Source organism: Cellulomonas sp. P4_B5_2, assembly GCF_056402235.1.
In genome coordinates, this window is the sequence record NZ_JBFUHU010000099.1 from 1 (window position 1) to 10,814 (window position 10,814).

The 10,814-nt window shown below is 70.7% G+C and carries 9 protein-coding genes, 1 tRNA gene and 1 pseudogene; 5 read left to right on the top strand and 6 right to left on the bottom strand.

What is annotated here, in order from left to right; all coding sequences use genetic code 11:
- Window positions 1-316, top strand: a pseudogene (locus AC1DUQ_RS09055) (hypothetical protein); the annotation flags it as partial.
- Between the two features lie 28 nt (window positions 317-344).
- Window positions 345-418, top strand: a tRNA-Leu gene (locus AC1DUQ_RS09060).
- Between the two features lie 303 nt (window positions 419-721).
- On the opposite strand, the gene AC1DUQ_RS09065 is transcribed toward AC1DUQ_RS09060, so the two are convergent.
- The 3 genes from AC1DUQ_RS09065 to AC1DUQ_RS09075 form a co-directional block, all read right to left on the bottom strand.
- On the bottom strand, window positions 722-1,156 hold the full coding sequence (locus AC1DUQ_RS09065; protein WP_477073679.1) for a nuclear transport factor 2 family protein: 435 nt from the start codon (window positions 1,154-1,156) through the stop codon (window positions 722-724).
- Window positions 1,147-1,953 (bottom strand): MBL fold metallo-hydrolase, encoded by an 807-nt coding sequence (locus tag AC1DUQ_RS09070; RefSeq protein WP_477073680.1) that lies wholly within the window; start codon window positions 1,951-1,953, stop codon window positions 1,147-1,149. The genes AC1DUQ_RS09065 and AC1DUQ_RS09070 overlap by 10 nt, the downstream gene beginning before the upstream one ends.
- 111 nt (window positions 1,954-2,064) lie before the next feature.
- Window positions 2,065-2,559: a MarR family winged helix-turn-helix transcriptional regulator gene (locus AC1DUQ_RS09075; RefSeq protein WP_477062176.1), complete on the bottom strand. Its 495-nt coding sequence runs from the start codon at window positions 2,557-2,559 to the stop codon at window positions 2,065-2,067.
- Window positions 2,560-3,468: 909 nt separating this feature from the next.
- Here AC1DUQ_RS09075 and AC1DUQ_RS09080 point away from each other — a divergent pair.
- Together AC1DUQ_RS09080 and deoC are read left to right on the top strand one after the other, a co-directional pair.
- Window positions 3,469-4,131 carry a hypothetical protein gene (locus AC1DUQ_RS09080; RefSeq protein WP_477062177.1) on the top strand — a complete coding sequence of 221 codons (663 nt, stop codon included), beginning with the start codon at window positions 3,469-3,471 and terminating at the stop codon, window positions 4,129-4,131.
- A gap of 361 nt (window positions 4,132-4,492) precedes the next feature.
- Entirely contained in the window at window positions 4,493-5,194 is a 702-nt protein-coding gene (gene deoC / locus AC1DUQ_RS09085; protein ID WP_477062178.1) for a deoxyribose-phosphate aldolase, read from the top strand.
- A gap of 94 nt (window positions 5,195-5,288) precedes the next feature.
- Here deoC and AC1DUQ_RS09090 read toward each other — a convergent pair whose 3' ends face one another.
- The 3 genes from AC1DUQ_RS09090 to AC1DUQ_RS09100 form a co-directional block, all read right to left on the bottom strand.
- Window positions 5,289-6,308 (bottom strand): DNA glycosylase AlkZ-like family protein, encoded by a 1,020-nt coding sequence (locus tag AC1DUQ_RS09090; protein WP_477062179.1) that lies wholly within the window; start codon window positions 6,306-6,308, stop codon window positions 5,289-5,291.
- 103 nt (window positions 6,309-6,411) lie between these two features.
- Window positions 6,412-8,022, bottom strand: a complete 1,611-nt coding sequence (locus AC1DUQ_RS09095; RefSeq protein ID WP_477062180.1) for a DNA polymerase domain-containing protein — start codon at window positions 8,020-8,022, stop codon at window positions 6,412-6,414.
- 128 nt (window positions 8,023-8,150) lie between these two features.
- Window positions 8,151-9,596 carry an HD-GYP domain-containing protein gene (locus AC1DUQ_RS09100; protein ID WP_477073681.1) on the bottom strand — a complete coding sequence of 482 codons (1,446 nt, stop codon included), beginning with the start codon at window positions 9,594-9,596 and terminating at the stop codon, window positions 8,151-8,153.
- 222 nt (window positions 9,597-9,818) lie between these two features.
- Here AC1DUQ_RS09100 and AC1DUQ_RS09105 point away from each other — a divergent pair.
- The coding region (locus AC1DUQ_RS09105; protein WP_477073682.1) for a glycoside hydrolase family 16 protein at window positions 9,819-10,814 on the top strand (996 nt) is incomplete at its 3' end.

The window sequence follows — 10,814 nt, forward strand, 5'->3', positions numbered from 1 at the left end:
CCTCCACGACCGGAGCGTCACCGCGGTCGATCTCGGCGGCGAGCCCGTCGCCGGCGACGGGCTCGTCCTGACCGGTCGCACCCTGTACGCCGTCGAGCGGCAGGGATCGGTCGGCTACGTGGTGACCATCGCGCTGGATCGTCGGCTGCTGAGCGGCACCGTCGTCTCGCGGACCACCGATCCCGGGTTCGACGCCCCCACCACTGCCGCGCTCGTGGGTCGGTCGCTGCTCGTGGTGAACAGCCAGTTCGGCGAACGCGCCGCCGGGGAGCAGCCCGACCCGTTCACCGTGAGCCGGCTCCGCGCGCCGAGGTGACCGTGCGGCCGGGCTATCCTGCTGCACGGCCCCGATAGCCCAACCGGCAGAGGCGTTCGGCTCAAACCCGATCCAGTGTGGGTTCGAATCCCACTCGGGGCACCTCCTCGCGCCGTAAAACCGCAGGTCAGGGCGGGGCGCTTCGTTGGGGACGGTCGCGAGTCCCGTGGGCCGGCCACAGGCGAATCTGCAGGTCACACGCAGTACGCGAGTGGGATCCGGTCCCACACCCGGTCCGCTGGCCGATCGAGTGGTCGGAGGAGTCTTCTCCGAACGCGGGAGGCGCTCACCTCGACCGACATAGCCTGGGTCGACGACTTCTCGACGCCATCGGTAAAGACCGACGGATGAGCGACCGGAGCTGGCTAGCTCCGACCGCCCCTCCCACGCGGCCGAGGTTCCGCGTCACACCCCATCCGGACGCGCGGCCTCTGCGACCAGTGCGGTGTCGACGAACTGCTCGAACCGCACGATCAGGCCCCCGCGCACGATGAAGTGGTGGGCGACCCTCACGTCCAGCGCCTTGTGGGTGGTCCGGTGGGTGGCGGTGTACCGGGCGAGCACGACGACGTTCTCCCCATCAACGACGTAGGTGTCGTCGTGAGCCGTCCACGCGTCCCAGTCCCGCCCGAGCACCTCCATGACGTGCGAGGTGACACCGTCCGGGGTGCGATACGTGCCGGCCAGCGGGAAGCCGGCCATCTCGGTCCACTCGACATCCGGGGCCAGCGTCGCCCGCAGCGCGTCGAGGTCACCGGCGGCGGACGCGAGATACTGCCGGCGCACGACGTCGCGGGCCGAGGTCGAGGTCACCGGATCGAAGGTGTCCGTCAGCCCCATGTCATCTCCCCCTTCGCGACCTTCGGTCCGAGCTGGGCGGCGATCAGCATCCCGGAGCTCGGATAGGCGGCGACCAGCGCGGCGGTCGCCGCTGCGCCGTCGGCAGCCTCGGCCAGGATCCGCTCGAAGTCCTGCAGGTAGGTGCGCGTGTAGTCCAGGGCGCTCGCGTCGTTCGCGGTGCCGGGCAGCCGGTGGCCGGGGACGACGAGCCGCGGGTCGAGCGCCTGCATCTGGTCGAGCAGGTCGATCCACGCCGCGCGCTGCGGCTGGGTCGCGGTGTCGGCCGTCCACACGTGCTCCTGCTGGAAGACGAGCACACCGCCGAGGATGGCGCGGTCGTCGGCGCTCCAGAGGYAGTGCCGGTCCGGCAGCAGGGCCGATCCCCCGCGCAGCTGGAGCCGGTGCCCGTCGACCTCCAGGAACTCGTCGGCCAGCGGGGTGAGCGGGACCAGGCGCGTGGGCAGGTTGGCGCCGAGGGCGGCCCAGGCCTTGAGCTTTCCCTCGAACGACGCCTGGATGTGCTCGATGACGATCGGGGTGGCCAGGAGCACGGCGTCCGGGAACGCGTCGGCCACGACCTCGAGGCCGAAGTAGAAGTCGGGGTCGGCGTGGCTGACGAAGACGGTGGTCAGAGCCTTGCCGGAGTCCAGGATGGCCGCGACCAGGCGGTGGCCGTCAGCGCGGGTGAAGCCGGCATCGACCAGCAGCGCCTCGGTGGGACCGGTGACCAGGACCGCCGACTTGTTCGGCGAGCCTGCTGGGAAGTCGAGATCGAACACCTCGAAGTCGAGCGACATGGTGGCAGTTCCTTCCTCGTTGGCACTCGGTGGACCCGAGGCAAGCAGCGCGTCGCGCCGCATCCCCATCGCAACATTGGCTGACTAGTCAGCTATTCCCTTCGAGGCTGATCACGGCATGACCGGGAGTGCCGTCGCCGCGTTCTTGCTCAGCGTCCGTATCGCCTCAGCAAACACCGCAGCCTGATCGGGTGGCAGCACATCGATGAGATACACCTCGATGTTGCGCGCGTGGAGGGCGCTCGCCGCAACGAGGAGCTCCTCGCCGCGGGGGGTGAGCTCGATGAGCTGCACCCGCCCGTCTTCCGGGGACGCGTGACGCGTGACCAGACCCTGCGCGGACGCACGATCGACCAGCCGGGTGGCTCCGCCGGAGGTCAGGACCCTCGCCTGAGCGATGTCCCGGACGGCGATCCCACCCGGACCCGCCCGCCCGACCACCAACAGGAGCTCGAACAAGGAGTGGCTCAGTCCCGTGCCCTCCTCCAGCGCGCGGCCAAGGAGAAACTCCAGCCGGTTCGCAGCTCCGAGCAATCGGCCGAACACCAGGATGCGCGGATCGTTGGCGGCCTCCCGGGCCGTGGCGAACTCTCTGTCTCCGGTCACGCCCCAACCCTAGAGACGCGGCWTCGACGACTTGTGATCCAACCCGTGTTGCACGTGCGCAAGGTAGGTCACGGTCTGAGCCGACTCTCTTGGGCTCACTCCCGTCGCCGCGTCGGTCGCCTTCCCGCTGCGGCGCGTCTTGCACGGAAGTACGCACACCCGCCTTCGTCCTGACAAGGAAGGGAGGAGCGATGGGCGAGACTGAAGAGCCTGAGCGACACGAGACATGCGGCCTGGAGGATGTGGCCGGACTTCTCGGTACGTCCGGCTGGTGGCTGCGAGAGCCGGTGTCCCGTGTTCGTGTCGAGCACCTGCGTCTCGCGGTCGCCGTATCCGGTTCACGCAGGAGCAGGTGGAAAGGCTCGTCGGACTCGCCACCGTCCAACGCAGCAGGGTCACCTGCCCGCAGATGCGGGCACCCGCGCAAGGTGTTGCGGCCCGCGGTGCCACCCCGAAACAGAACACTCGATACAACCGGGAGGCCACCTCAACCCGCGTGAGCCGGCTCGGGGCCACCCCCGGCGGGGGCAGCACGGACCGATCCGGGCCAACGACGTCAAACGAACCGCGACGGAACCGCAGGTCACGGAGCCGCGGGGATGGTGCATGTGTCCCTTGTGCCCGTCTGGCGGGGTTCGAATCCCACTCGGGGCACCGAGACTAGCTCTCTGACCTGCATGTTCGCTCCTCGCGAAGACCGCGATCCGACGATGCTTGTCGTCAACCAGGCCATCACGCCGGCCCGGCGACCGAAACATCCTGATCCGAACGCCGCCAGCCGCCGGTCGTTGCTTCCCAGAAGGGAGCGCTCGGTCACAGGGTGCCTGAGCGATCGACTCACAGCCATGGGGGCTGCCCTCGCCGCGGGCACTGTTGCTCCCCGTGGTCGGTACCTGTTCGATGTGCGCCATGACGTCTCACGATGTTGCGGCTGCCTTGCCGAAGATCCGCGTTCTGCGTGACCGGTGCCGAGCTCTGGCAACGTTGGAGGCGATCCTCAGTCCCGAGTGGGAAGACCGCTACTACTCATTCGACGCCCATTGGGGGCCGGGCGAAGAGATGGCCTCGATGCGGAACGGCTCGGGCGACTCGTGGTCGATCGTGTTCTCTCGCGCCGGTGCGTTTGTCCGCGGCTTTGATCACGAGTCCCCGATGAGCCCAGCAGCCAACGGCGGCGCGCTGTGGCCGGGTCTAGTTGAGGGCATGCCGGAGGTGTTCGCACCCTGCGTCAACGAGCCGGCGTTCAGTTCGGACGGTACGCCGGATGCGACGGTCTGCATCTGGCGTCGACCGTCGGACGACGAGTGGCACGTCGGTGTGCTGGACCGTCCAGAAGGAGACGACCCGGACGGGGCCGACTGGCTCTTTGCCGTCCTGCTGGACGGCACGCCGACCTCGTATCGGGAGTTCGCGGAGGACTACTACGAGGCCGACCTCGACGTCGATCCGGTCAACGAGGTCTTCGCGCTGCAGACACTCACTGATGAACTCGTCCAGCGCCTCAATCCGGATGTGACGCTCGGTGATCTGGGCGACGACCTCGCCGAGATCGGCTACCCCGGCGCGAGCTGACCCGGTTCACTGCCGACGCGTACCGCCCTGGCGAACTGGTCGATGATGCGCTCCCGCGCCGTGAGTCCCGTAGACGCACTGGCGGCACGGGGGCACGGCGTTGACGCAGGCGGAGAGTGTCCCCCATCGCCCCGTCGCAGACCGCAGGAGCGTTCTGGTGAGGGGCCCAAAGGCCCACCTTCGCCGCCGTCTGCTCCCCCAGTGTGGGATCTGAGTGCTGGGTACGCGGCCCTGCACGGTGACTGGGCATGGATGAGCGCATGACGTGGTCCTCCTGGGCGACAGGCCCGAGCCGGTCGCCTCGACCCAGCACACCAGCGCTGCGTCGGGCGCCCTTCCGCCGCGCTGACAGGAGATCCCCATGACCACGACCGCCGCCACTGACATCGACATCGACCCCGTCGCGCTCGCCCAGTACGTCGACCACACCCTGCTCAAGCCCGAGGCCACGGCCGCGGACATCGCCGCCCTGGTGGCCGAAGGTGCGCGGCTGGGCGTCTACTCGGTGTGCGTCTCGCCGTCGTTCCTGCCGCTGGACCTCACCGAGACGCCGAACCTGCGGCTCGCTGTGGTGTGCGGCTTCCCCTCCGGCAAGCACCACAGCACGGTCAAGGCTGCCGAGGCGGCACTGTCGATGCAGCAGGGGGCCGACGAGGTGGACATGGTGATCGACCTCGGTGCAGCCAAGGCCGGGAACTTCGCCGCGGTCGAGGCAGACATCGCCGCCGTCCGGGCCGCAGTGCCGGCCCCCGGGGTGCTGAAGGTCATCATCGAGTCCGCGGCGCTCGACGACGCGCAGATCGTCGGCGTCTGCCGAGCAGCTGTGGCTGCGGGCGCCGACTTCGTCAAGACGTCCACGGGCTTCCACCCGGCCGGCGGCGCCAGTGTGCACGCCGTGGCGCTGATGCGCGCGACCGTGGGTCCCACGATGGGCGTCAAGGCATCCGGCGGCATCCGCACGGCCGCAGACGCAGTCGCCCTCATCGACGCGGGCGCGACCCGCCTGGGCTTGTCCGCGACGGGCCACGTGCTCGCCGGCCTGGACGGCGGCGCCGGCTACTGACCGGCATCTGCCGCCGTCGACGTTCGAGCCGGAGGCGGTCGCCTACGGCGGACCAGAGGCGGCATCGCCCCCGTCGGGAGTCGGAGCTCGAGCCTCAGCTCGCCCACCGAACTGTGATCGGCGACCGCAGCCCCGGCACCGGCAGCGCAGTCGCCTCGAGCTCGACCTCCGCACGGCTGCTCGCGGAGAGCGGGTCCCAGGTGCGGACGGTCACGCGGTCCCCGGCTCGCCGCCACCAGCCGACGACCGCGCCCTCGACGAGGACCGCTCCCGGCCACACGCGCGTGGTCCACAGGTCCGCCCGCCGCTCGGCGTCGGGCACCAGAAGCTCACGCTCTCGACCCTGCAGCAGGAAGTACGCGTCGCCGCTCGGGAGCAGCCGTGCCAGCGCCGGCGGGCCGGCCGGCGCTCTCAGCGCGGCTTCGTCGGAGGCAAGCACCCACGCGTCGCCGACGTCTGTTCTCACCGGCACCAGCTCGTCGAGCAGCCCGTCGAACGCGGTGGCCGCGCTCGTCGGCCGGATGCCCGACCAGGCGCCGAAGCCCTCGGCGTTGCCCGGTCCGAGGATGTGCAGGAACCGTCGCGCGAGCTCGCGCCTCGCCTCCGCGGGGTCGAGCTCGGGCGCGGGGACCGTCCACACCGTCGGCTGAGAAGCACCGTCCCACCGGATCAGAACGCGACCCGTCGCTGCCGCGTACCGAAGCTGGTACGGGTGCTCGCCCAGCTCCCGCCCTGCCTGGACAGCCGACATCGCACGTCCACCGAGATGCATGTCCAGTCGCTGCGCGAGCTCCGTCGCGAACCGGCGCCTGCCCTCGTCGTCCGGCAGTCGGCCGAGCGTGAAGACGGCATGATCTTCCGCCGGGACCACGTAGACGCTGAAACGCGGTCCCCACACCTGGACGACGCCAGGGTCGTCCAGGGCGGTCGAGGTCGTCCCGCTCACACGCGCGTGGAGCTGCAGCAGGGCGGCACGCGGCACGCTGTCCGTCAGTCCCGCCCAGGCCGCCGTCCGCACCGACCCGGGCTCGGCCGGAAGTCGCGTGTCGAGTGCACCGACGGCGCGGCGGAACGCAAGCAGCTTCTCGCGGGTCACCTTCACCGGACGCGTCATCCACCCACCTTCCGTCTCAGGCCGCAGGTGTCGAGACGCAACACCGTCGGCGCGACCGAGTGCCGCAACAGGATGGACGGCGCGTCGCGGACGTGTCGGCGCCTCAGGCCAACCGGGGAAGCACCTGGTCGGCCGAGAGGACACCACGGAACGGGTCGCCTCGCGAGGTGACCCGTTGCAGCACCGTGCGCACCGTCCAGGCGTCGGGTCGGAGCCAGGGCTCGTCGAGCTCGTCCCAGGTGATCGGCGCCGAGACCGGGGCGCCCGCCGCAGCGCGCGGGCTGTACGGGGCGACCAGCGTCTTGTTGATGGCGTTCTGCGTGTAGTCGAGGCGAGCCAGCCCGTCACGCTCGCGCACCCCCCATCGCCAGCTGACCAGCTCGGGGATCACCTTGCCGACCGTCCGCGACAGTCGCTCGACCCACGCTCGGGTCTCGTCGAACGTGGGTCCGGGCGCGATCGGCACCCACACCTGGATCCCCCGTCGGCCCGTCAGCTTCGGGTACGCCCGCACTCCCAGGTGCGCGAACGCGTCGCGGTGCAGCCGGGCCATCAGGAGGACGTCGTCCCACGTGCTCTGCGTGCCGGGGTCGATGTCGACGAGCGCGTACGTCGGGAGGCGCGGCTCGGCCCCCAGCGAGGTCCACGCGTGCCACTCGAGCGCCCCGAAGTTCGCCGCCCAGACCAGGGCGGCAGCCTCGTCGACCAGGAGGTAGGTGGTCGTCTCGCCCGGGTCCGACTCCGGGTTGTCCCACCGGGCCAACCAGTCGGGTGCGTGGTCGGGGACCTGCTTGTGCCAGAAGCCCTTGTGGTCTGCGCCCTCGGGGAACCGGTGCATGTTCAGCGGGCGCCCGCGGAGGTAGGGCAGCGCCACGGGCGCGATCAGCGCGGCGTAGCGCACGAGCTCGCGCTTGGTGACGGGCTCCTCGCCCGCGCGGGCCGGGAACAGCACCTTGTCGAGGTTGGTGAGCCGCAGACGCCGACCGAACACCTCCCACGTCCCCGCCCGGCCGAGTTCGTCGAGCGCCTGGAGCTGGTCCTCGGTCGGTGCGGCGGCGTGCAGCTCGACGGACGCCTCCGCGGCCGGCAGGTCCGACCGCCACAACCTCTCGGGGTCCGCCTTGACCTCGTCGTTCGTGCGCCCGCTCAGCACCGACGTCGGGTGGTCCTCGGCGTCCCAGCCCTCGACGGCGTGCTCGTCGCGCTTGTGCAGCAGCAGCCACTGCTCCTTGCCGTGCAGGTCCGCCTCACCACGCCGGACGAGCACGAACTTCCCGCGCAGCCGCGACCCGTGCAGCTCGGCGTGCAGCTCCCCCGTGGCCACGTCCGATCTCGGGTCCTCGCCCTTGTACGGCTCCCACGTCCCGCGGTCCCAGACGATCACGTCGCCGCCGCCGTACTGGCCGGACGGGATGACGCCCTCGAAGTCGGCGTACTCGAGCGGATGGTCCTCGACGTGTACCGCCATCCGACGGGCCTTCGGGTCCAGCGTCGGACCCCGCGGCACCGCCCAGCTGACCAGGACCCCGTCCATCTCGAAGCGCAGGTCGTAGTGCAGCCGGCGCGCGCGATGCCGCTGGACGACGAACCGGCGCTGTCCGGATGCCACCGACGGCGCGCTCGATCCGCCCGGCGGCTCGGGCGTCCTGCCGAAGTCGCGCATCGTCCGGTACGTCTCCAGGCCGCCCGACGTCGCGGGCTTCTCCTCGTCCACCCTCCACCGCCTCGCGCCACGCGGTCGGGACGTGCCCCGACCCTCGCACCAGGGTTCCGCAGGTACGTCCGTCACGCCCGGCGGCGTCGGTATGGCAGCAACCGCCCCGCTCTCGCATCGGCCAGGAGCTAGTCCTCCTTGGCCTTCGTGTCGGTCTTCACCTTCTTCGGCGTCTTGGCTGCTTCCTCGGTGTTCTGGGGAACCGGTGGAACAGGGGCCGACGGCTGGGCAGCGGACGGCGCGGGCACCGGGACAGGACCGGGCGACCCGCTCGATCGCGGCGACGGCGTGGTCCGGTGCTCGCTCGCTGAAGCAGGTGCGGTCGATCTGACCGCGGGGACCTTGGGGTCGACCTCGACGCCGTCGGAGTGGGTCGTCCCGATCGCCGGGGGGTCAGCAGCGACGGTGGCGGCTGGTTCGGGCGAGCGCGGAACATCGGCGAGCGCGATCCCGCCTGCGGTCGCCGTGGACACCGAGAGCACGAGGCCGATCGCTCCGGTGCTCTTGAGGGCGCCCGCGGTGGTGAGCTTCTGCACGACGGACGGCAGGTCGGCGGAGAAGGAGGGCAGGCCGGGCAGGACCGACAGGACGCTCAGAGGTCCGGCGACCCGGCGCAGCCTGCCGAGCCCGATGGCGAAGAAGGCCCGGACGACCTGCGGGTCGAACTGCTCGCCGGCGCACCGCGCCAGCTCCGCACGGGCGGCCGACGCGGGCAGGGCGCGCTTGTAGGAGCGTGCCGACGTGATCACGTCGTACGCGTCGGCCACGGCGACGATGCGTGCGCCCACGCTGATGGCGTCGCCCGCCAACCCGCTGGGGTAGCCGGCGCCGTCCCAGCGCTCGTGGCGCTGGCCGATCACGTCCAGCCACGGGCCGAGCCACTCACGGAGCGGCTCGGCGACCTCCATGCCGGCCTCGGGATGGCCCGCCAGGATGTCCCACTCCTGCGTCGTGGGTTCGCCCGGCTTGCTCAGGAGGCTCGCCGGGACGCGCAGCTTGCCGACGTCGTGCAGGAGGGCGGCCCAGCTGAGCTTGGCGGCGTCCTGCCCCGACAGGCCGAGCTCCTTGCCGATCAGCGCCGAGTAGGCCTGGACCCGCTCGCTGTGGCCGCGGGTGAGCTGGTCGTGATCACTGATGGCCGCGACGAGCCCCAGGATGCGAGCGGCGTGCTCGTCGTCCGGGCGCACCACGCGCGGATGTCCGAAGGAGAGCAGTCTGGCCTGCAGCGCGTTCGGTGAGTAGTGACTCATGGCCACGGCGAGCCGTGACGGAGCACGGTCCGGGAAGTAGAGCGTGAGGCGCAGCAGCGTGGTCAGCGGCAGGAACTTGCGCCCCAGCCGGGACGCGAGCACCAGGAGCCCCGTCGCGCACGAGATCTCGATGAGGATCCAGACCCACGGGTTGAGACCGAAGCGGCGCGGCGGGAACCAGTGCACAGCGGCGAGCCCGAAACCGACCGCGAGGCCAATGGGAACTGCGGCGATCAGCGTCCGGATGGCCCCCGCCAGGATCGGGCGACCTTTCCAGACCCCGAGACTCGCGTCGTCGTAGTTCTGCGTGGGACCGAAGGCCATTCCCTGACTTCGACATTCCGGACTCCGACCTTGACACCCCGTTCGGGTGACGAGCCCAGCCCCTTCTCCGTAAGAGTTACTTGCAGGTCAGTAACAGTTGTCGTTACTGTCGGCGCAAATCGGACAAGTCGCCCCCTTGCCGTGCGCAGCGCAGTGACACGTGTCATCGGGCGATGCCGACCACGGCCCCGTCCGATCGACGACCGGTTCCAGGAGGCAACGATGCATCCCGTACGCCAGCGCACCGCCACCCGTCGAGCTCAGGGGCTCGCCGCCGCACTGGGCGCCGCCGCGCTCGTCGTCGCCGGCTTGGTGGCCTCGACGGCCACCACCGCCGAGGCGGCGATCGGCGACGTCATCTGGTCGCAGGAGTTCAACGGCTCCGCGGGCAGCGCCCCCGACTCCGCCGTGTGGAGCTACGACACGGGTGCGGGCGGTTGGGGCAACGCCGAGCTGCAGAACTACACGACGTCCCGCAACAACTCCGCGCTCGACGGACAGGGCAACCTCGTCATCACCGCCCGGCGCGAGGGCGACGGGTCGTACACGTCCGCGCGGCTGCAGAGCAACGACAAGGTCGAGCTCAAGTACGGCCGCGTCGAGGCCCGCATCCAGATCCCGCGGGGACAGGGCATCTGGCCGGCGTTCTGGATGCTCGGCGGCGACTTCCCCCAGACGTCGTGGCCGACCTCGGGCGAGATCGACATCATGGAGAACATCGGCAAGGAGCCGCACCGCATCTACGGCACCGTGCACGGCCCCGGCTACTCGGGCGGCAGCGGCATCACCGGCGTCTACCAGCACCCGCAGAACTGGTCGTTCGCCGACACCTTCCACACGTTCGCGGTCGACTGGAAGCCCGGCTCGATCACGTGGTCCGTCGACGGGAACGTCTACCACCAGGTCACGACAGCCCGCGTGGGCAGCAACCCGTGGGTGTTCGACAAGCCGTACTTCCTCATCCTCAACGTCGCCGTCGGTGGCCAGTGGCCCGGCTACCCCGACGGGACGACCCAGCTCCCGCAGCGGATGTTGGTCGACTACGTCCGCGTCTATGACAACGGCTCGGGCTCCGGCGGCGGGGGTGGCGGCTCCCTCCCGACGGGCACCGGCACCATCCGCGTCGCGAACACGCTGTGCCTGGACGTGCCCTGGGCCCAGACGCACGACGGCAACCCGATCCAGGTCGTCGGCTGCAACGGCAACGCCGCCCAGCAG